Below are 21,644 nucleotides of genomic sequence, written 5' to 3'. Positions count from 1 at the left end.
AAATCCTTAAAATTACTAAGAATTACCTATAATTTTTTCAACTAATAAATACACATCGGTATAGAATGGATCGTCTTCATTTTTACAACGATTACGTTTTTTTGCATTACAAATGGCACTCTCAACTTTATCTAATGTATAAAAATGACTAGGAAATTTCTTACTTAATTTATATTTAGCATCTTGCTTTTGACAGCATTGTTCAAGACGATCGCAACAATTCTGTGCATCAGACAAATTATTAGCACACTCAAAATGTAGTAATAGCCAATACTCAAATTTAGGATCACTAACAGCCACAAAATATTTACGGGTGGGATCTTGCCATCCTATTAATTGATCTAAATAAGGATCTGTTTCATTGCGATTATCCTGATCGATAATAATCCAAATCTCGTCACCTCTCTTTATATCATCTTTGTGATTTACTAAATACTTTTCGGCTAAATTTAATAGCTTCTTGCATGAAGTAGTATCATCGTTTGACTTTTTAATGCTACGTATAACGATCCCTGTCTTCCTACCGATCCATTCAAAATACTCTTTTTCTGTAACACGTCCTTCCCACAATATATGAAATGTCTTTCGATATTCACGATTTGCGGTCTTTCTTTTATTTTGAAATCTAGCCATATAATACTATACTACCATCAATGCATTACAATAATATCTTTGGTATACCACCAAAACGACCATTTAGATAAGATCTGCGAATATCTTTATCATTACGGATATCTTTATATTCGATAAGAGAGAACATTTTAGATACATGTTCGTTTGTTCGTTCAACAATCCATAATTCGTCCCGACGAAAAATATCTTGATCCATTAGCGTTACGTCATGCGTCGTAAAAATAAGCTGTGACCGTCTATCAGAAGAACAATCTTCTAAAAATTTTTCAATAAAACGGCGAGCTAATAGGGTGTGTAAGCTACGATCAAGTTCATCAATTACAACTACTGCATCATGTTCTATTAAGACGTGCAATATCGGAGATAACTGAATAATTCGTTTAGAACCATCTGATGCCAACATCCATGGTAATTTTGTTTCTTTTTCACCCGCTCTAAAAGATAATAAAATTTTGGAAGAAAAAAATTTACCATCTTTCTCTTCAAAAAAATGTCCACTATTGACCAAGTCATTTAATTGAATGGCATTAATATTATCTGTCTCAAAGAAATCTTTTAATTGCTTCAAAATATCCGGATCAGTAATTTCTTTCCTTAATACCTCCCCTTTTTCAAATCCTAAATCAAACAAGGGAATAAGCGCATTTGTTTTCTCATATAAAATATCACCGAAAGGGTTGGTTACTGCCTGTGACCCTGCTTCAATAATAACCAATTTGTTAAACCAGTCGTAGATATTTTTAAAATGTTGAAGTTCTTTAGCATTATGATTTTTATTTTGAAAGTAAGCATTATTCAAAAATAATTGCTTTTCATCAGTTCCATCATATTGAACATTTAAACGATTTTTAATATCGCTGTTTTGAATAGCATCTAATTGTATTTTTCCATTTTTTCGATGAAATAAAAGTAATTCTTCGGTAGGACTATTTTTTTTTAGATATTCCTCTTGTATATTTTTTTTTAAGATAGAGAAACTGTATTCATATACATAACCTTTACTTAATAACTTAATTGTGAAGTTAATTTCTTTGTTACCATAATCATCGTCCAACATGAAAGGAATAGAACTTTTTTCATTGTTAACAACCATACTTCTCATTACTTTTAATGCTCTAATAAAATTACTTTTACCTGAAGCGTTTGCACCAAAAATAGCTGCAATGGGTAATAATTTCAGACCATATGGTGCTTTTACAATATGATTAGCATGTTGACGTTCAAGTGTCTTCATCATAGAGAAAGACACCTCATCTCGAAACGATGTAAAATTTTCAAACGTAAAATCAATAATCATAGGTAAAACCAAACAAAATAAAATAAATTTATAATAATATACTTAATAATAATTCGTATATTATACAATATTTTAATCTTGTTTATAAGAGAAAAAATCTCTTACAAACAAATTTGCTTTTATTCGCCATTGCAAAACGACGTCAAATGCCCTCTTGCCAACGCCCACAATCTCTCCTATCGTTACGAAAAAGGAGTGTTGTTATGAAGAAATTATTGCTTGTTTGTGGATCTATATTCTCAATATTACTCCTCCCTACGTCGGGATATGCAAAAAATATAGATAAGCAATGTAAATCGTTCGAAGAAGTTGAGCCTATTTTAGCCAACCGTAAACTAGGAAATCCTAACAATGTAGTCGGAAATTGTTATCGATTAAATCTTTACGAGCCAAAAGCACAATGGTTATCACCAAAGGAAGTTATAATACACGTTGTATATGGCAATAGTGATACAACCTACTATATAACAAGTGACAAACCCATCGAAGAAAATTTTGATGATCCAACTAAATTAACTTTTACAATACATGTTAAAGGAATAGAACCAAAAATATTTGTAAATCGTTTCAGTGGACAACAAATGTTGCATTCATTTAAAATTGTAGAAGATCCACAATATCTCGGACCAGAATAAACCCTATATCTTCCCTAAAAACCAAGCTATTTCGTGTAAAAAGATTGAAAGTTAAATTAATGTCATGAGTAGCTGTTGAAGAGATCAATGGGGCTGTTTTAATGACCGTTTGATTGAAATCATACAAAGAAAAATACCATCGTTGTGAATAAATATTGAACCATACTTTTAAAATATATCCACTACCATCCATATAGATCGTTGCTTGGAAAGGTGGCGAATTATTATTAGTCGGTAAAAATGCATATTTTACATCTGCCATTTTTTACTCCCAAAACTTTAGACTATTTCCAAAGGAACCCCAACTGGCTTGGGTAACGTTCCCACCTTTGGTCTTATTTAGAAAACTAGTTAACACCTGCTTGGTTTTTTCCTCAGATATCAGCGGTTTTATGAAATCAAACCGCCATGTTACTTGTGATTGACCACTATCATCAACACCAGATTGCAAATCAACAACATTGGTTAAGAAACAGTCCCTATAAATATAAGACGGCGTTAATACGGTATATAATCCTCCATTATTGTTATGATAGGTTAAGGCATTAACAATGGTTTCAAACTTTACCAGCCTATCAAAAGGTTTTTTATTACTGTCAACAGGGCAATAAGCTGTTAGAGAAAAATGTAAAGGTTCTGTTATAATCGTATTCGCAGCGGTGGCTTGGTTTAAAAATGGATACATGCCGACCGTATTTTGAATTACCGAACCACCCGCACTTGGTTTAAAACTAAAAAACCTTGTGCTTTCCATTACCCCTTCAAAATTTCCCAATAAAGCGTTAATACCAAGATTTAATCCTTCGCTTATCGCAATAATTGGCAAAACACCGCCAGCCAATTCGGCAACCCCACCTGTCAATAAAATAGGAGACGTTTCAAATGCCAGTTTATATAGATCATAAAACATTATAATTGAGTCGTTCTTTTTGATGCCATGCCTGCATTGACAACAGGCGAAGCAGCTGTATTGTTATTAATATTAATATCAACCTGCTGAGGTTGTTGGCGTTGTAATTGAATTAATATTTGCTCAAATTTCCTTAAATACTCTTTCTCAGACTTAGGTAAATTTGCTTCCCAATTTGCTCCATACTGTTTTGTATGTTTTTCTAAATTACCCATACCCCAATGGTAAGAAACGATATCTTTACGAATATCTTTAAATCTTCGATGTGCTTCATCAATATATCTACCTGCTCCATCAGCGCTTTCATAAAAGTTAAAAGGATTATTTACCTTAAAATCTTTACGTGCAGCCTTCGTCATTTGAAAAGCTCCCTTGGCAGAACTTTTTGAATTTTCCGCTAAATCATTTCCGCCAGACTCAAGTTGACGCAGGGCTTGAAAGAATTTGGGAGGAAGACCTCTTTTTTGATTAGCCCAATTTAAATATTGATTCTTTTTCCATTCACCAGAGGATTCATTGTCATTGGCTATTCCGCCAGGTAAAGTCTTCCATTCTGGCTGTTGAAGTAATGGGCCAAAATCTTGAGTTTTATAAGCTGTTTTTTGAATGGATGGATTACCACCACCGCCAAACGGATTCAAACTTTTAAAAAGATTAGTCAAAGGGACAATTAAAAACTGGGTCAGAACGTCCTTTAAGGGCTCTATCATATATTCTTTGATCAATTTACCCAAAGGAGCAAGTAAATAATCCGTAAATATTCCCTTTAAAATCCCAAATAATGAGCCAATCCCATTGAAATCCTTTAAAAACTCTCCTAGTTTTTTTGCTCCGCCTTGAAATAAATCGCTAATATTTTTAAAAGTTTTTGGATCAAATATATTATTTAGTAAGTTTTGGAAAAAAGTTGCTAACTTCTCAATTTGAGGTGCAATAGAGGCAATAGCAGCAGCAAATTTATTCTTAATTAAATCCGATGTAATCCCAAGATTAGTATTTAAATCCTGTAATTTTTTGTTTGTGCTATCATCTTGATTAAGATTATTACTTTGTTTTTGATATTGCGCTATCTTTTGTTCTAATTCTTTAGGAGATAACTTCCCCAGAGCTTGAGCATCAACAGCAGAAATCCCAAATTGCTTTAAAAACGGATTACTATCCAAAAGATTGCCATGTCCTTGGCTATCATATTCTTTAGCAATCTCAGCAGCCTTACGCATCTTAGCAACAAGAATGTCAGAGGTAGATGCATTTTGCCCTACACCTAATTGTTGAAAGGTATTCGCACTACTGATAGATGTCTTTTCCTGAGCAATTTGCTGCGCCCAGCCATTAAAATCAATATAAGGGTCTAATACATTCTTACCAGCTAATACTTGCCCAGTAGTAAGCCCCGTATTGCGTGCCTGAGTGCGTAAACCCGTTGCCCTATTTGTTGCACCACCGATGCCAAACAAAGACCCTGTTACAGCTCCTAAAGCCAATCCCCCCACAATAGGAATGGCTTTTAACGCGCCAAATAGTTTTCCAATGCCACTTCCTAAGACGGTTCCACCTGTTCTTATTGAAAAAGCGGTTAACTTCGCCATTACAGATGTCAATTTTTTAATTGCATCAACAAATACAGCCGAGCTTTTGGCAACAAGTGGATTTTCTTTTATTCTTTTGGAAACACTAGAAACCTTATTTGAAAATACTCCCCATTTATCCTTTACAGGTTGTGGTATTGCCCTTGCACCAAATGCCAAACCACGTTTAACGCCTGATGCACTGACGGATTTTAAAGATCGAGCAATCTTTGAAATGACATTTGAGAAGCTAGATACTTTCTTATGATCTGTTTTGTCCGTGGCTGTTCCATCAATTACAGGGGGTTGTAGCTGCACTGACTTAAACACATCTTGGAAACGCTTTGACTTGGAAATAATTCCTATTTGTATTTGAGAGATTACACGTAAGTCACCAGCGATACTTTTTAATAAAGCAATAGAGCTTTTATCAACTTTAAAGCCAATATTTTGAGGCTTCTCAGCTCGCTTTTTAAAATTAGAAAAACTTTTTGTAAATTTAGAAAAGCTTTTAAAGTCTGTTCCAATTTTTACGATAGGTATATTTGCCATGGTTTCCCCAATAAAAAAAGCCACTCAATCAGTGACTTACCTCAAAACGTTATATTATAACGTTGCCTGAAATGCTCTGCACAGTCGTATTTGTTTTTCATTCCTCCATACTTTGATAAATAAAAATTAAAGATTTCAAAATTATCCTCAGTAATTTTATTCATTACGTAGGTATAGAAGTTTTCTTCTTCTTTTCTGTAGTCTCTGCGGTTTTCGATGTCGCGGATGATTTCCGCCATTCCGTATAGCTTAACGATGTCGAATGTATCGATGACTGCTCCAGAAAAAACTTCAAGCCTGCATCGTTTTTCGGGAGTATCCCAAGCAAGAGACACGAAAAAAAAATTATTGTATTTAAAATCAAATCACAGTCATCTTCGTCAATGAGCTTCTCTTTTTTAGCTACTGAAAAAGGAATGGCTTCTTTGTCACGTGAAGCAATACTAACCAAAATTGTACGTTCTATTTCAGAGATGATCCCGTTAAAATGGGTTTGATAATCATCTCCAAACTGCTTACGTATGACATCTTCCAAATCAAGAATAGCAGTTTGCTGAATTAAAGCCCCACCATTCTCGGCCATTTGGACATTTAGACGACCCGCCAAATCAGAAAAAGGCTTGTAATAGCGTTTAAAAAAAGCCCTTGTAATGGGCTTAAAACAGACTTCAATATCATCTGTGATGTGTTCAATTAGATTAAAATTCTTGTCAAAAAACATTATGCTTCATCCCATATGATTTTATTGATAACTTGTGAACCAAACAATTCAAATGGAATAAAAGCAGTGCTTCCATTCAAATTAACCGTTCCAAACGTTTGAATAGAGCATTGATGTAATTCAAATGTCCCCATCATAGTACTATCAGGATACACAACTACTCTGCCAATGGTAGCATTTTGCTTAGTTGCATCTAGCCAAGCGCTAACCGCAGGGGAAGATTTTAAAATATGAACCGTTGATCTTAACCCCCAATATGGTTTTGGAGAATTTACAAAACCCGTCATGCCCCGTAAAGGAGTTACAGCTTCCTCCTCTGCCCTAATCTCAATACCTTCTTCTGATAAATCAGTAGGAGAAATATTTAAATTGCTATTAGACAAAAAATTCATCGTGGCGAGTAGGCGATTAATGCCATTTAATTCAACAGGCGTTACAGCCATTATTTTTCTCCATATTAATTGATTAAATCTGAAACGTTCATATTGAATCTAATTTTTTTCATTGCTTTTAAGGGCTGGACCTCGAATGTAATCCCACCATAAATTCCTGCTTTATAATCGCCAGAGTTTTGAGTGACATAGTTGGGGAAATCAATAGTTGTAACAATATAATTATTTTCTATAATTCCGTAAGCAGCACAATTTGCTAGAGTATTATTAACTGCATCTTTAATACGATTAATCCCTTGTTGGTTATAATATAGTGGGTTAATACTGCTATTTGATGCAGAGATTAATAAATTGGTAATTGTGTCAACCAAGATAAAACGTATATAATCAATGCCATACCAATAAGTAAAATCATTACCATCGGTCAAGCTGCCAGGAAAAAGTAAACTTTTAGCATTCGTTGTATTACGAGGTGGTGAGACTAAGCAATTAGTATAGTAATCATTAATCAACTGTTGATTTAAACGTTTATCCTCATCGCTTAATGGCAAAGCACTGTAAAGATAACGATAGGTCATCGGATTGACCTTGTTATATGATGAAGGGCTATAATTACTTAATTCATATCCCACCGCACCAGCTGCCATTTGGCTATTACTTGATAAGGATTTATTTCCAATGGTAAATAGTGACTTATATCCAACCAGTCTATCTTTGGTATTGGTATTAAATTGATCAAATGCTAATGATCCTACTATATAACACGCTTTATCGGGGGTATTTAACTGTTGAGTGGCAGTATTTAACAAAATATTCTTTTGTGTAGCAATATTTTCCCAATTATAACCTGAAATAGCAATATAACAATATTGATCTAAATCATTGATAGTATCAGCCGTTACATTGCCAAGATCACATACTTTAACGCTACGATTACCTTGCGAGAACCATCCTGTTACCGTATTAATTAGTTGCTGACGCTCATCAGTATCTTCATCAATAAGATATTGTTGTAAATCACTAAGGCTATATACTGTCGCCTCATTATTTTGAGAATCACAACCAAGTTTAAGTGCTTTATATCCAAAAATCATGGCTTGCTGTTGTACATTTTCGTTTAGCCCAATAGTATTTCGGGTGACAGAAATGCTTACGACATCGTTACCGCTTACATCTGAGAACATCTTTTTCCCTATCGTTATCATTCATATTTATTAAAACTTCATCAATCATGCGGTCTAATAGAGCTTCATCTATATTGGCACTTTGATAATAAAAAACTTCAATCTCAATCACCTTTTTTTGAGAAAGAGATCCAATTTCATTTTGGGTATTGTGTAAGTCTGTAACCCTAGGGATATTTAAAAAACCTATTTGCTGGTAAATCAAAGACCACTTTTCTAAGGTTGCCAAAAAATTAATAGCTTCATGATTGTCTAGCCCATATAAATTAAGCTCTATATGATCCTTGGCTGGGTTAATAAATGTCTCTTTACCCTCAACCATAGTCCGTTTATGGCCGACATTTAATGCCTCAGTTTCAGATATCCCGATTGTGATATATGGAGGTTTTTTATTAAAAGGAACTAACCATTCAGGGTATATTTCATACGGGATTTTCACTAAATCAAAATAACCATTAGCTAATAAAATAAACCGCGAAATTGAATTACTAAACTGAACAGTTTTTCTTGTAAAATCCTTTTTGTTATTTAAAAAAAGACTTTGAAATTGTGGTTCAATAATTCGTGCAAAGTTATGAAAAATAGTAGCATGTTGAGTGTTCTGACCACTGCGCCGAATGGCATATTGTTTTCCTTCATAATCAAAAACTGGCAATATTTCGAGGTCATTTTGGAAAAAATCAAACAAATATTCTTTTGTTGTAATGATTAAATTAGCGTCATTGTAAAAAGACTGGTCTTCGTGTTTCAATTCATCTGTATAATGAATCATTGCATCAATAGATGTCTTTTTTCGCATTTTTACCCAAAAGACAAAACCATCATACGGTAAAATAGTTTTTTGATAGTAACTTATATCCAGTTTCTGGTCTAAACGCATAACGTCTAATCCAGACTGTATAGCGTTGCCATACTCGCTCATTTAAAATCACCCCAAACGATATAGGAACTTTCCATTTGCCCCGTATCAATAAATGACGGTCTTCTTGCTCTATATCTTGTTTTGCCTCTGGCAACACCTTTTCGTTTGCGTTTAAAACGATGAGAAACACCGTCCGAGGCTGCTTTCGTTGGAACCCCAGCAATTCCCATTTTTTCCACTTCTTGCGTGCTTAGGAAACGCTTCATCTCATTGCCAATTTTGCTAAAAGCTGTATTAAATGAACTTTTATTAACCTTGCCAGTTTGAATATGCTCTTTAACAACGTTTTCCATAGCTGTTGTTAATAACTTGGCAATTTCATCTTCATGCGCTTGTACAAAATTAGTTAATATTTCGTATTTTTTTTCTAAAATACCTGCAACATTACCAGTCGTTTGATGCGCCCCATCAGAATAAGAAAAATTAATAACGCCAAGATTGATAGCTTTAAGCATAACTTAACAGCTCCTTGTCAATCCCCACACAGAACCTAATTGTTGCAATATACCTTCAACAAAACGACCAAAGGGTGTGCGTAATAAATCAAAGTCATTTAATGACATATTCTTATAGAAATCAGGGGTAACAAACGACACACCCGTTCCATTATCATAAGTCGATTGAATAACGCCATTACGCCAATTTGAATTGGATAAAATACCCATTTTTTTAAGCTTTTCTTGGTCGATAAAATTATCAAAACCACTATCAAAGCAAAGCGTAATGTAAACATGCAAGGCATAATTATAAATGACTTGTTCATACAAATAAAGATCGATTTGTAATAAAGCACAAGGCACAGCGTGTAATGCAAATTTATAATTTGCCAATAATATCCGATATTGAAAAGAATTCTGATCAGTTAATTTATTAATACCGAGATCACATGATTTTACGAATGTTAAAAACTTTTCAAAAGTTGGTTCATCGCACTTACAATCCGTATTTTTCATGAATACCGCCATTGTCATATTCATTGCTTTTTTGTTGGATAGTAAGCCCAAAATTCTTAGGATGTTCACTTAACAAAGATAAGTCAGAAGGTTTTGCGCGTCTTAATAAATTACTTCCGGCATCAAACAAAGCTTCTTTTCTTCTTATCTCGCCTACTCTTTGCAGACTTTTATTAAAATGTAATTTCATTTCGTCCATTTCACCAATTTTATTACCTTGGGAAACAGTAAAAGGACGTCCAAATTGATAGGCGTATCCATCAAAATGTTCACACCCCATCGCCTCTTCAAATGTTTTAAAACCATAATGATGGATTTGATCTAAAAGATACAATAAAGATTCTTCATCTGCCTCTTTCCATACTAATTTTTGCGTAAATGGTTCTAATTCCAAGCGATGTGTCATTCCCCGACCAGAACCTTTTACATTAAAAATATAAGAAAAATTTTGATGCCGAACATTTGCAATAAATAATGTAGCCATAATTTAATCTTTCAGTTATAAAACCCACTCATTTTAAGAATGGGATTTAATTAATGTTAAGCAGCCTTTTTCGAACTTGTTGTATTGGTGTTTGCAGGCGGTGTAAATAATGTGGTTGTATCTACATCAACAGCCACAGAGAGAACGGTAGTAGCTTCGGGACGAAGTGCCCACCCAGAAGTCGCACTAAGCTCTTTTTGCAAATGAGTTGCCCCACCTGGTAGTGGTGAAATAATTTCCAACGGTGCTGGTAAATCTGTATACATTGCGTTACAAGCATCATTATGAGTTATGCTATCAGCGAATATATTAGTATTAGCATAGACATCTTGCCCGGATAAATCTAATTGGCGAAGGGTAATAATGACAGCATCAGTGCTATTGTCGCCTTTACTTTCCAATGTATCATCGTATTGCCATAAAAGAACTGTATCATTGTCTTTTAATACAGCATCTAATTGACCTTTGATTGTTGCCGTTCCGCTTCCTGCCAACTGGAATGTAGCAAGGTTAACTATTTTAGCAAAGGCAAATAAATTTAATACGCGTTGCGGGGCAAGAATTGTAATAACATTTTTCATACCGCTTTGTTGTGTGCGACTTATAATGTCTTGAATTTCGTTCAAAATAACCGTAGAAATATGACCGGAAATCATATTTTTAATGTCTTTTGTATTATTTTCATCAGGAGGTAAAACCGTTTTTTTAATACCAGGAGCATTCAACAACCCTTCACCAAATTCAGGTTGGAACCCATAAAGTAGCAAGTGGCGCAACTGGTTATAAATAGACTGGTTTAATCCCAAAGAATAAGCCTGCGGTAAAGAAACGCCATAATTAGAGACGGCACCTGCTTCATGTCGATTGTAGGAAACTGCAACTTGCAACAAATAGACTGCAGTTTGCATTTGCGACATAATAATATCAGCACCAACAAGCTGGTTTTGTGAGTCTTGAGAAATTGAATTTTGAGTTTTAAGCGTAAGGCGATTAACATAAACCATTTTATCAGTAAAATTAATGCCAGACTTGGGGTGTCCATCAGGTAAAACTTTCATAGCCCCTGATCGTTGGAATAAATCAACAACTGGTCTTGGATCTTGAAAATTTGGATTTAATTGAAACCGTGCGGGGGCGGATACAGCCATTTTTTATTTTTCCTTATAGTAGAACTAAAGCACAAGTGCCTTGTGTGTTCCAGGTTACATTTTGAGTGGCACTATCAACCGCCACAACATTACTTTGAAAATTCATATCAAGTAATCGAACAGGAATATTGCTTGATTCACTTCCTGCAATTAATTGATTTTTTGTAAAATCCCATGAGACATATGCTTGACTTACTGGGGTGTTGAGATATTTTCTCAAAGCAGAATCGCAAGGCAACGCAATGCGCGCATTACTTCCAAAACGTAAAAAGTTAATTGTTCCACCGTTGTGTGTAACAGGAACAGTATTTGCACCGAATAAAAATAAGTTATTTGTTTGATTAAAAACTGTAAAACCAATAATATCTGCAATCGCAGTCGCCAATTGAATAACTGGAGTTCCAGATGGTTTTAATTCGGCAACATTTTCAATAATAGGCAATCCACCATAATAAACGTTGTTATCGTCAGGCTTAATACGCCCTGCAACTAGATTATTTCTTGCCGCGGGATCAACTGCCATCATTCCTTGAATAAATCCAGTACTATCCGTCTGGAAGGAATTTTGTGCAACGGTTGTGCCAAAAGGTGTAGTCATTCTTTATAATTCCCTATTAAAATTAATTGATTAACGCTGCGCGATCAGGTGCTGCAAATTGTCGAAAAAATACAGATGGATCACCTGTTGGTGTTCTTGTTGTGCTGCCACCATTACGTTCTTCAATGTAGCGAATTTGACCAGCTTGACTTATGCTTGCGGTTGCAGCTTTTTCAGCGTCTTGAATAACTTCAGGGACGGCAACATCAAGAATCTTACTATCTTTACGAATCGTATCCATACCAACAGCATTCCATTTTTGAGAATGTTGAATAACCCCTTTAAGCGCACGCATAGCGAATAATTCAGGTGTTTCAGTTGGTAGTGGGCGTGGTGGGGTTTTATTATGTAACTTGTAAACGCGTTCAAATTGCATTTGACAGTCGCTTACTTTTTCCCGGTCTTCTTCGGACAATTCTTTGCCCATCAATCCGCTATCGATCATAGCAGCCACAGTTTTTTCATCCAGAGGCTTGCCTTCTCGCGGAGGTTCTTCGTCTTGTTTAAGTGGTTCTGACCCGTCGTTTTTTTTTTCGTCTTCAGATGGTTTATTCTCATCGCCATCACCAGAACCTTCGCCGTCATTATTTGGTTTTGGTGTTTCTTTCGAGGTTAATGCTTTTGAAATATGCTCGCCAATTTTATTGCCGAGATCAGTAAACATTTTTTCCATTTGATCGCAAGTAACGATACGGTCTTGGTCGTCATTTTTACGCGTTGCATCTTGCTTCACAGTAGTAGGCGCAGCGCAACTGTCTTTGTGTGCTTTACGGCGGTCTTCCAAAGACTTTTCAGGATTTGTTGACTTTAAAGCATCTTCATATTGCTTTTTCGCCCGATCTAAATATTCTTTGTCTTCATCGGTCACTTCGCCAGATTCAACGCGCTCTTTGTAGAATTCCAATTCATCTTCGTATTTCTTTTTGCTTTCTGCAAGAAAAGCACCGCCAGAATCTTTTTTAGCTGCAGCATCTTTGCGAGATTTATCCGCTTTTGCCATCAACTCTTCGTATCTTTTATCCAATTCATCAGACATGATAATTTTTTCCCTTTTTTTAATAAACTTATTTAACGGCGTTGAAATCCCAGCGGGAACCTTGCCATCCTTATCCCACACCCCATTTTCTACAATCGCCAAATGATCCACTACGTAGGGGCTATTTTCATATAATGCCCGCTTATTTTTTTCATAATAAACAGGGTTATTTTTATAGCGATTAGTAACAGATGGACTTGTGGAATAAATTGTTTGCATTAACATTTGTGAAAAAAGCGGGCTCGCAATTTTAACAATTGCCCACACTTCTTGATCAAAAACATAAGGCAAAATCACAGTGCCGACTTGTCGGTTTCTCAAAAACTCTGTATCAACACCGTTTTTTTCAGGATGATCAAAAACCACCCGTACCCCATTACACAGATCAAGAAATTTCTTAGTTAAAAACTTCTTGGGATCTCGATAAGTAATTTCTTCTTGATCATTTTTTAAATTACGCGTGGCAATTCCCGTGCCTGTTAAACGCATATCAAACAGATAATTTCCATCAAGATATTGTGGAGATGCTAATTCACCTCTTGCAATATCCCTTGCGATCTCCTGTTCATCCGATCTATTCCATTGCATAACTTGATAGACTGTATCCATACAATCATCAGGCAAATCGTTCATGGGGAATAATTTGGCATCCGTTAACTCGGTTGTGTCAATTTCTACGGTTTCCAATTCAGACAAACGAAACGGAACAAATGAAATAAACTTATCGCCAAGCCATATATTACAAATTGAATCTTCAACGGGAATGTTAAGAGTTATGCCCGTTTCTTCTTTTGTTTCTCGAATAGCCGTTTCAACTGGGCTTTCAGAATTTTCTTTATGCCCCCCAGGGAAACTCCAACGATTATTGTCTTGACGCTTTACCAAAAGAACGGATTTGCCAACCTTAATCAAAGCACATGATACATAATCAACCATTTACAAAATCCATCCCTTTTTTCGTTAAGTATTCTTTGGGGATGTCCATTAGCGAACAATAATAAGTGCCATAACATCGACAAAATGGTTTTTGTCCAAAGCCATCAACATCGTTTATATAAAGAATGTCCGTTTTTTTAATAAATCCGTTTTGAACAAAATAATTATCTTTATAAAAGAAAAGTTTTTTATCCCGTTCTTTATGATCTTGGCGGTAATGGTAATTTAATTCATGCCAGTGGCTATTCCATTTAACCGCAATCACGTTGTTATCAAGCGCAATCGCATCATTAATAGACGCAGATAATTTATGACCTTGGTCGATTAAAACCCGTCTTTCTTCAAATGGCCTTTGAACTAGTGGTTTTAATATAGCTCTTACCGCCTCCCTAAGGCTTTCTTTTGCTTTGGTAATTCCATCAGTAGGAACCGCAGAAACCCAACCATTAAAACGCTGTAAAGTCTTTTTAACTTGGCTTTCTCTATTGTCTTTTATTAAAGAAACAGAAAATAATATTCTTTCATTTAAATATTTTTTCGCAAAATTTGATAATTTATTTTGCGTAAACGATAAGTTACTTCCTTTAAAATTTTTATTTAATACTTTTCTTGTAACTTGCCTATTTACGATTTTAGAAAGATGCTCTTGTATAAGGTTAACATCGACAACCGTATTATTTTCATTTAATAGGTCTTTTAATTCGTCTTGCCATGATGAAAGCATTGGCTGTGTGATTACTTCGACGCGACTAGCCTCATTTTGAACCTTTTTTAAAAAAAATAGGATTTTCTTATGTAAGGTCATTTTAATTGCTCAACTGTGAATCGATCAAATCATTTAAATTGTTCAATCCGTTTTCATTGATATTTCCCATTATTTTTTCAGGGTCATAATCGATCTTAATATCGCTAATCCCCTTTAATTCATTGACGCTATCCAAAACCCAACAAATCAATTTAACCTTGGTATCCACATCAACGAGCGGATATGTGTTTTTAAACACCTCCATTATTGACATTAGTTTTTTATTGTCACTTTCTATAATCTGCGATTGTGTTTCAGTTAAAAAAGATGGAAATTCATAGGAAAACGTAGCTTTTAATTCTTGAATAAAAATATTGTATTTTTTTTGCTTTTCTTCAGGTAACAAAGTTTTATCGTAAAACTGTGAATTCTCATTGTTCAATGCATCAATAAAATCAAAATTCCACGCCAAATCCATCACGAAATCATCACAGAAATTAAATACAGGTTCTAACCATTCGCGAATTGCGTCTACGTGCTGTGCAATGTTTTTTGCGTCTTCCGTTCCCTCACCAAAGCCACCAGAAAACTTTTGACCATTTAATAAAATAACGGGCAAATCAACTGCATTTGCTATATCTTCGATAATATGACGGCGGGCTGTGTCCAGTGCTTGATCTACGTTCATCATAGACAAGGTTTCTGCTTCTTCCCCAACGGCCATAGAAACAACGTCACCATTTCCCGCCGTGGCAAGCATTTGCCTTTTTTGTGCAGAAGCCCCCTCTTGAACCCGATTAGCACTGCCAACCTGATTTAATTTAATAATTAAGGTAGCGACTTTTTTAGCCACAGCATTATCCGCATGAATAATACTCAAATACGAATACATCAAATCAAAACAGTTTTGAAAAATACTTCTTCCACCATAACCATATGCAGATTCAATATATTCGATATAGATAGGGTCGCCATTTGATAAAATGCAAGATCGGTCTTTTGCTAGAGCCTCACCACCTCTGACAATTTCTGATAATTGTAAAAAATCAATAGAATCTATGTTGTGATTATTCGATGCCGTGCCTGCTATGTTCATAGCATCATAGACAACAGGATGAATTTCGTAATTCTCTAGTTTTTGATTTTTGTCTAATAATTCAGTGTCTTTAATACCTTTTATTTTTAAAAATAATGCACCTATACCGTAAAGACGTGACGTGATAGCCAGTCTTTTAATATTTTGTGTTATTTTTAATTCTTGCCATTTTTTTTCGAATTGATCTATTAATTCGGCGGAATAATCATTTTGAAGTTTTATAATTCTCTTTTTGTTTAAAGATAAATTAACGGGAATTTCAATGAGTCTTTTACCTAGCGGATGGTAAACGTATAAAATTTTGCACAACTCATAAGATAGATTTTTTGCGTCATATTGACCGTTTTTTTCACATTGATTGCCTATTTTATCTTGTAATGTTCCACACGCACGGAATGAACCACAATAACTATTTGCGTTACTCTCTGACATTTTTTAACGAATCCTTTAAACCAATAGCAACGCCATAAGAAAAGCAATCTAGTAAATCATCTTGTCTTTTGTCTGCCTCTTTATCGCCTGGCGTAAATGATAAAATTTGTTTCATTAGGTGGTTTCTTGATATTTTTCTGAAAATTACTGTTTTGTTATAGGCTCTTTGAGTTATTTTAACTTTGCCACTATTCACAACGTCCGAAATTAAAATGCATCTTTTGTCTTTACCAAGAGCTGTAAGCTTTGAATCGATTGCAAAAACATCGTCTCTGCGGTCGCTAATTGCGTCTTGCAATAAGATGGAACCAACAGCTTTATCTTCGATAAAAATACCAGCTATTCCATGTATTGCTTTGGTTTCCTGTGAAAGTATTTCTATATGCTCATATACGGTTTTAAGCCATGTAGATAAAAGGTTTCCCTCTAACTCCATCAAGTCCCAATCAAGAATAACTAAAGGAATAGCAGGATCAAATTGGTTATACCCAAGATATATAATACCCGTGCCATCTTTACCTTCACCACCTTTGAGCGTGGTATCAATCACCGCAAATACAGAGTTAATATATTCAGGGGTCTCAATAGGTTGCCCATCAATCAACAAATCTTTTTCTTTAAAGAACTCTGATAAAGAGGTTATAAAGTCACCTTCCCAAATATGGTTATACTGAGCTGGATTTGTTCTTAGACAATGCAATCTTTCTTTATTTAATACTTCAGGAAACCAAGGATTATCACGCCAGGTCACTTTTTTAATAATTGATTTTTGTTCTTGATCTATTTCTAAACTATTTTTTAATAGTTGAATTGGGTCATTTTCATCATCTGGATTCCAACCGAACCATAATTCAGAATTACTTTTTCGAATGGTTGGTCTTAAAAAATCAATACTTCTCTGACTAATTGTTTGAGCCTCTTCAACCCACACAATATCGAATCCTTCAGCTGATTTCATGGATGCAATATTTCTTGCTAAACCTATAAAAGTAAATTCAGAACCATTTCTTCCTATAATTTCTGTATTTTGCGGTTTAAAAAAATAAGTTAAACCACATCTATCAATTGAATCGCACAATAATTGATGAACTGAATCTTTTAACGACTTTTGAAACTCTCTAGCACATAAGACCCTTAATTTCTTTCGCGCTGCCATAATAATCAGTGCAGTGGCAAACCCCCAAGATTTAGCCCCACCACGCCCACCATAAAACATCTTATAACGTGCAGGTATAAACAAATCCTGATATGCTTTGGCTATCTGTACTTCTACCACGTCTTGTGAATTATACTTTTACTAAAAAGACATAAAAAAAGTGCAAAATTCCGAGGAAAAATGCACTTTATTACTTTGAAAATACCGCAATTTGCGGTATAAATATAAGTGTTGAGGCAATAACGCTTTAACAAAATTAGGAGAGTAAAATGGATTACTTAGTAATCTTAATACCTCTCTTGTTCATGGTTAGGAAAGTGAAGGTACGAACTTCACTTTCCAAGAAAAAGAAGAAACTGACAATTACTCTTTTTCTAAATAACTAATCAAGAGAAGTCAGAGGGGTTCGCCTCTCTGACACTCTCCTAAATTATAGGTTTTTTTAGAATGAAATACAATATCAAAACAGGTCAAGACTTAAAAAATGCAATATATGATCTAGGGTATAACCAAAGCTCTTTTATCCGTATTTTACAGCAATATGGTGATCGAAGATCACACAAGGATTCATTATCCTTATTGCAAAAAAAACTTGTAGGTAAGCACAGAACAAATCCTGAAATGATTGTTGTTATAAATTTACTTGCTGAAATGAAAGAGCATGGTTTTTTACCAGCCGATCCAAAGTAACTATTTAAATTTTTATCAAGGAACAACTTGTCATGTTAGAATTAGTTAAATCTAAATTAGAAGAAAACAATATAGAATACGATACCAATGAAGGACACTTATTAACTTATCTATATCCTCTGTTTGATCCTCAAGGGCTTACGGAATTTGATCCTTTATATATTTATTTCTCAATTGGGATTGAGATTTATCATTATGAGAATAAAACTGACTCTGCATACTTACAGATTTGTTACCCCAAAGATTATAATCGATACTCTATCAATAAAGAAAATATTGATGATATCTTTTGCTATTTATTAGAAGTGATAGAAACGATTAATACGTTTTATAAAAATGCTTATGACTGTAATAAGTTAATAAAACAAAGTTTTGAATTGTAACATCATATTTCGAAAGGATTAATTTTTACAAAATGTGTTGTGTTACTTATGGACTACAAAGAAACAAAAAAAGCTCAAGCCAATAAATAAGAATAAGGATGTCTTAATAAAAATAACACAACCTTATCACCCATTGAATATTCATAACGCATCAAAGATTTACTTTCCCCAGGAAGCGGTTTTGGTTTGGGAGGTGGTGGTCTTTTAGCCGTATTCGAACAATCCTTAAAACGTCCATATATCGTAATCAGTTGATTTTATCCGTAAACTCAGAGATATAATATTAAACGGAAATTATTGGTTAATTACGAGTTCTCGGAATTGTTTTTCTTAGCATCTTCAAAAATAACTGTAATACTTTGATCGGACGACATAGTGCCGTCGGAACTGGTAAGGTCAACTTTGTCACTATACTTCTTAGGAGCTTCCTTAGACATTTGCCATTTTTTTGCATCAATCTTTAATTTAGCTCGTTGCACAGCAACCATATCTTTCATATCTTCTGAAAGAATTTGATCAATTTCATCAAATCGAAAATCAGCTCTATCTTCGCGCGCGCGCGCGTATTTGTCTTGAAACCCTTTTCTTTCATTTTTCCAAGTCATAACAGTCGAGTAGCCTGGCATATGTTCATTTTCACATATTTTAAGTAGAGTACTACCCCTCGCTATTTGCTCACAAATCTTATTTACAAGCTCTTCTGAGTATTTAGTGGGTCTAGCCATTTTTATACTAACTTAAAATTACTTCTTAACTAATTCGACGGGTTTAAAAAGAGTTCTTTCCCATTTCTTCCAATGCTTGCTGTACCATTCACACAAACAGTATCCAGGAGGTACAATCTCTATAATTCTCATCGTAGGATATGGTTTTTTCCTTATATGCTTGACGACATCACCAACTTTTAAAAAGGATTGTTCTTGTTTCACTGCTAACTTTACATCACAACAAAAAACGCCCCGAGTATTAACTGGGACGTTTGGTATATTTCTTATAAACATCAAGTGACTGTCGTAATCATGACGCAATTCTTTGATGATGACACTACGTTAACACACGAATTAAATCGATGCAAGCAATTTTATAATTTTTCAAATATTGTAACCACTCTAAATCTGTGATTTGTTGACTTTACCATACCAATCACGCCAATTAATTTGAAATAATCTTTTGAATACATCGGCAACACCTGATCTAACCAAACGACATGCGCTCCACATCTTAACCGTTGCAAAGCCCTCATAACCTTATTTCGTTTAACCATAGACGTTTTATAGCGCTCGCAATCTTCAATAGAGTATGGCGGATCAGCTAAAACTAAATCGTATTTTGTGACAGGAACCTTTCCCAATGTTTGAGCATTGTCAACAAAAGTCGGATTATTATCAGCATTAAGGTCAACTGTATCTCCTGGAATAATATTCAGATCAACCTTCCCTGAAAATAAATGCAATATGTTTTTTTTCTCAGGGAATAACGCCTTAATACGTCTTAGATATCCTGAAGGATAACCACCATAATAACCTGATTTAACCTGATAGTTTTGTCCCATAATCCACGTGCCAGATATCCTATTATCTTCACCTATGAATATCGATCTAGGATATTTCAATGTATTACAATAATTTTCAATCCTATCTTGCAATAACATTATCCACCTCCTCAAAGGCCTCTTCTAATTTAATGAATGCCGACATAACGACACCAGCTACGTAATATGCACTAAAACCTTTACATTCAGCTATTTGAGCGCAATCCATATTTTTCATGATTATTAAATCCAGTATATCGCTCATATACGATCCAACTGATTTTCTTATTTTTAATAAGCTTTCATATGCCATAAACTGTGCATGTGTAGGCTCCCATATATTGCGCCTAACACTACAAAGATTTACGTTTGCAAAGGTATCAGGGGTTGCACCATCTGCCCTTTCCACAAGTAAAGCATATCGTAATGCCAGTTTCTTTTGATAATCAGTAATCATTTTAAGTGAATTGTAAGTTTCTTTAACACGCAACCGCTCAACCGTTCGTGTAGGATTTTCCTCATCTTGCCCCTCAACAACTTCGAGCCGTCTAGAGTTCCATTGTTCTTGCAGCCCATGTTCTTGGACAATTTGAGGATAGCGTGGCTGCGCTTTTCTTTTGGCTTTTCCCATTGCTCACATCCCCCTAAAACGGTATTTCATCATCGAGATTATTTTTACTGGGTGTTGAGCTTTCCCAACCGGCTTGGTTATTATTCAATCCTGTCTGAGCTTGATCTCTATTGCTCAATAACACCAACTCCCCACGGAAACGATCAATGACGACCTCTGTGGTATATTTCTCTACACCTTGTTGATCCGTCCATTTGCGGGTTTTCAATTGCCCTTCTACATAGACGTTATGCCCCTTTGTCAGATATTGTTCTGCAAAGTTTACTAGACGTTCATTGAATATAACCACACGATGCCACTCGGTGTTTTCCTTCCACTCTCCAGATTGCTTGTCTTTCCATTTTTCGCTTGTTGCCATCGTCAAATTAACAACCTTAGTCCCTGCTTGCGTTGTTCGAACGTCTGGGTCTTTGCCAAGACGACCGACAAGGATGACTTTGTTTACACTGCCTGCCATTGATTAACCCACCATTCTTTTAAGTCTGAAATTGATAAGTTGTGCTATGTCATTCACTGAAAAAGTAGGCAAAATATCTAAAGCCGAATGTTGTTTTGTGTTGTAATTTTCTAGGTAAATACACCCTAAACCTGTTGCAAAATAAATAATGATTTTGTTTGATTTGTTGTATAAAACTTCCTTGTCTGGGAAATGTGTATTACTGATAAACCAAGGATAAGGCGTTAATACCCCTAGTTCTTGGCGAATACTTTCCAAGGTAACGTCTTGCATATTGTCTTCCACGACTTCGATTGCGTAGGATGCGCCTTGTTTCATGCGAATACTCCTTGTTTCTTTTTATCCATTAAAACGACACCCAGCTTACGCAATTCCTCTATCTGTCTTGCCGCTGAACGAATGGTATTAATTTTATCTTGAAGAATGGATTTGATTTGTGGATAGTTGATTTGGTTCATTTGCTCTGTAAATACTTTGATTAACTCTTGGCTATTCATCTCCATAGGATTTGCAGGTATATAATTTTCCATAGCCTCTTGAATAACTTTGTTTAA

The 21,644-nt window shown here is 34.9% G+C and carries 27 protein-coding genes; 3 read left to right on the top strand and 24 right to left on the bottom strand.

Annotated features, from left to right (window positions below):
* Positions 1 to 15: 15 nt before the first annotated feature.
* Together PQG54_RS11390 and PQG54_RS11385 are read right to left on the bottom strand one after the other, a co-directional pair.
* Positions 16 to 633 (bottom strand): RloB family protein, encoded by a 618-nt coding sequence (locus PQG54_RS11390; protein ID WP_271790657.1) that lies wholly within the window; start codon positions 631 to 633, stop codon positions 16 to 18.
* 25 nt (positions 634 to 658) lie between these two features.
* A complete protein-coding gene (locus tag PQG54_RS11385) occupies positions 659 to 1,870 on the bottom strand; it encodes an AAA family ATPase (protein WP_340163382.1) in 1,212 nt (403 codons plus the stop codon).
* 263 nt (positions 1,871 to 2,133) lie between these two features.
* On the opposite strand from PQG54_RS11385, the gene PQG54_RS11380 reads away from it, so the two are divergent.
* Positions 2,134 to 2,565, top strand: a complete 432-nt coding sequence (locus tag PQG54_RS11380) for a hypothetical protein (RefSeq protein ID WP_271790659.1) — start codon at positions 2,134 to 2,136, stop codon at positions 2,563 to 2,565.
* Here the strand turns inward: PQG54_RS11380 and PQG54_RS11375 are convergent.
* The 16 genes from PQG54_RS11375 to PQG54_RS11300 all read right to left on the bottom strand — a co-directional run bounded on the left by PQG54_RS11375 (position 2,525) and on the right by PQG54_RS11300 (position 17,518).
* Positions 2,525 to 2,827 (bottom strand): phage baseplate plug family protein, encoded by a 303-nt coding sequence (locus PQG54_RS11375; RefSeq protein ID WP_271790660.1) that lies wholly within the window; start codon positions 2,825 to 2,827, stop codon positions 2,525 to 2,527. The genes PQG54_RS11380 and PQG54_RS11375 overlap by 41 nt on opposite strands.
* A gap of 3 nt (positions 2,828 to 2,830) precedes the next feature.
* Positions 2,831 to 3,475, bottom strand: coding sequence for a hypothetical protein (locus PQG54_RS11370; RefSeq protein WP_271790661.1), 645 nt, complete (start codon positions 3,473 to 3,475; stop codon positions 2,831 to 2,833).
* A complete protein-coding gene (locus PQG54_RS11365) occupies positions 3,475 to 5,595 on the bottom strand; it encodes a lytic transglycosylase domain-containing protein (protein ID WP_271790662.1) in 2,121 nt (706 codons plus the stop codon). Before PQG54_RS11365 ends, PQG54_RS11370 begins: the two co-directional genes overlap by 1 nt.
* Before the next feature lie 163 nt (positions 5,596 to 5,758).
* Positions 5,759 to 6,316 (bottom strand): hypothetical protein, encoded by a 558-nt coding sequence (locus tag PQG54_RS11360; protein WP_271790663.1) that lies wholly within the window; start codon positions 6,314 to 6,316, stop codon positions 5,759 to 5,761.
* On the bottom strand, positions 6,316 to 6,759 hold the full coding sequence (locus PQG54_RS11355; RefSeq protein ID WP_271790664.1) for a hypothetical protein: 444 nt from the start codon (positions 6,757 to 6,759) through the stop codon (positions 6,316 to 6,318). The genes PQG54_RS11360 and PQG54_RS11355 overlap by 1 nt, the downstream gene beginning before the upstream one ends.
* Positions 6,760 to 6,773: 14 nt before the next feature.
* A complete protein-coding gene (locus PQG54_RS11350; RefSeq protein WP_271790665.1) occupies positions 6,774 to 7,892 on the bottom strand; it encodes a hypothetical protein in 1,119 nt (372 codons plus the stop codon).
* Positions 7,870 to 8,814 carry a hypothetical protein gene (locus PQG54_RS11345; protein ID WP_271790666.1) on the bottom strand — a complete coding sequence of 315 codons (945 nt, stop codon included), beginning with the start codon at positions 8,812 to 8,814 and terminating at the stop codon, positions 7,870 to 7,872. The genes PQG54_RS11350 and PQG54_RS11345 overlap by 23 nt, the downstream gene beginning before the upstream one ends.
* Positions 8,811 to 9,269, bottom strand: a complete 459-nt coding sequence (locus tag PQG54_RS11340; RefSeq protein ID WP_271790667.1) for a hypothetical protein — start codon at positions 9,267 to 9,269, stop codon at positions 8,811 to 8,813. The genes PQG54_RS11345 and PQG54_RS11340 overlap by 4 nt, the downstream gene beginning before the upstream one ends.
* A gap of 3 nt (positions 9,270 to 9,272) precedes the next feature.
* Positions 9,273 to 9,767: a hypothetical protein gene (locus tag PQG54_RS11335; protein ID WP_271790668.1), complete on the bottom strand. Its 495-nt coding sequence runs from the start codon at positions 9,765 to 9,767 to the stop codon at positions 9,273 to 9,275.
* Complete coding sequence (locus PQG54_RS11330; RefSeq protein ID WP_271790669.1) at positions 9,748 to 10,251, bottom strand: hypothetical protein; 504 nt, start codon at positions 10,249 to 10,251, stop codon at positions 9,748 to 9,750. Before PQG54_RS11330 ends, PQG54_RS11335 begins: the two co-directional genes overlap by 20 nt.
* Before the next feature lie 56 nt (positions 10,252 to 10,307).
* Positions 10,308 to 11,399: a major capsid family protein gene (locus PQG54_RS11325; RefSeq protein WP_271790670.1), complete on the bottom strand. Its 1,092-nt coding sequence runs from the start codon at positions 11,397 to 11,399 to the stop codon at positions 10,308 to 10,310.
* A gap of 13 nt (positions 11,400 to 11,412) precedes the next feature.
* Positions 11,413 to 11,997 (bottom strand): hypothetical protein, encoded by a 585-nt coding sequence (locus PQG54_RS11320; protein WP_271790671.1) that lies wholly within the window; start codon positions 11,995 to 11,997, stop codon positions 11,413 to 11,415.
* A gap of 22 nt (positions 11,998 to 12,019) precedes the next feature.
* A complete protein-coding gene (locus PQG54_RS11315) occupies positions 12,020 to 13,969 on the bottom strand; it encodes an NUDIX hydrolase (RefSeq protein WP_271790672.1) in 1,950 nt (649 codons plus the stop codon).
* Positions 13,962 to 14,774 (bottom strand): hypothetical protein, encoded by an 813-nt coding sequence (locus PQG54_RS11310; RefSeq protein WP_271790673.1) that lies wholly within the window; start codon positions 14,772 to 14,774, stop codon positions 13,962 to 13,964. The genes PQG54_RS11315 and PQG54_RS11310 overlap by 8 nt, the downstream gene beginning before the upstream one ends.
* A 1-nt stretch (position 14,775) precedes the next feature.
* Entirely contained in the window at positions 14,776 to 16,242 is a 1,467-nt protein-coding gene (locus PQG54_RS11305) for an anti-CBASS protein Acb1 family protein (RefSeq protein WP_271790674.1), read from the bottom strand.
* Positions 16,229 to 17,518, bottom strand: coding sequence for a PBSX family phage terminase large subunit (locus PQG54_RS11300; RefSeq protein ID WP_271790675.1), 1,290 nt, complete (start codon positions 17,516 to 17,518; stop codon positions 16,229 to 16,231). Before PQG54_RS11300 ends, PQG54_RS11305 begins: the two co-directional genes overlap by 14 nt.
* A 327-nt stretch (positions 17,519 to 17,845) precedes the next feature.
* On the opposite strand from PQG54_RS11300, the gene PQG54_RS11295 reads away from it, so the two are divergent.
* Positions 17,846 to 18,088 carry a hypothetical protein gene (locus tag PQG54_RS11295; protein WP_271790676.1) on the top strand — a complete coding sequence of 81 codons (243 nt, stop codon included), beginning with the start codon at positions 17,846 to 17,848 and terminating at the stop codon, positions 18,086 to 18,088.
* 32 nt (positions 18,089 to 18,120) lie between these two features.
* Positions 18,121 to 18,471, top strand: coding sequence for a hypothetical protein (locus PQG54_RS11290; RefSeq protein ID WP_271790677.1), 351 nt, complete (start codon positions 18,121 to 18,123; stop codon positions 18,469 to 18,471).
* A gap of 305 nt (positions 18,472 to 18,776) precedes the next feature.
* Here the strand turns inward: PQG54_RS11290 and PQG54_RS11285 are convergent, their stop codons facing one another.
* From PQG54_RS11285 to PQG54_RS11260, 6 genes are all read right to left on the bottom strand, one after another.
* Entirely contained in the window at positions 18,777 to 19,196 is a 420-nt protein-coding gene (locus PQG54_RS11285; RefSeq protein ID WP_271790678.1) for a terminase small subunit-like protein, read from the bottom strand.
* Positions 19,197 to 19,552: 356 nt separating this feature from the next.
* Positions 19,553 to 20,122, bottom strand: coding sequence for a hypothetical protein (locus PQG54_RS11280; protein WP_271790679.1), 570 nt, complete (start codon positions 20,120 to 20,122; stop codon positions 19,553 to 19,555).
* Complete coding sequence (locus PQG54_RS11275; protein ID WP_271790680.1) at positions 20,106 to 20,633, bottom strand: hypothetical protein; 528 nt, start codon at positions 20,631 to 20,633, stop codon at positions 20,106 to 20,108. Before PQG54_RS11275 ends, PQG54_RS11280 begins: the two co-directional genes overlap by 17 nt.
* 13 nt (positions 20,634 to 20,646) lie before the next feature.
* On the bottom strand, positions 20,647 to 21,090 hold the full coding sequence (gene ssb / locus PQG54_RS11270) for a single-stranded DNA-binding protein (protein WP_271790681.1): 444 nt from the start codon (positions 21,088 to 21,090) through the stop codon (positions 20,647 to 20,649).
* A 3-nt stretch (positions 21,091 to 21,093) separates the two neighbouring features.
* Positions 21,094 to 21,408 (bottom strand): hypothetical protein, encoded by a 315-nt coding sequence (locus PQG54_RS11265; protein ID WP_271790682.1) that lies wholly within the window; start codon positions 21,406 to 21,408, stop codon positions 21,094 to 21,096.
* Positions 21,405 to 21,644 (bottom strand): hypothetical protein (locus PQG54_RS11260; RefSeq protein ID WP_271807726.1); only part of this gene is annotated, 240 nt, incomplete at its 5' end. The genes PQG54_RS11260 and PQG54_RS11265, both read right to left, overlap by 4 nt.

The organism is Commensalibacter communis (genome assembly GCF_947179015.1).
Lineage (GTDB): Bacteria > Pseudomonadota > Alphaproteobacteria > Acetobacterales > Acetobacteraceae > Commensalibacter > Commensalibacter communis.
This window is presented reverse-complemented; position numbering and strand designations above follow the sequence as displayed.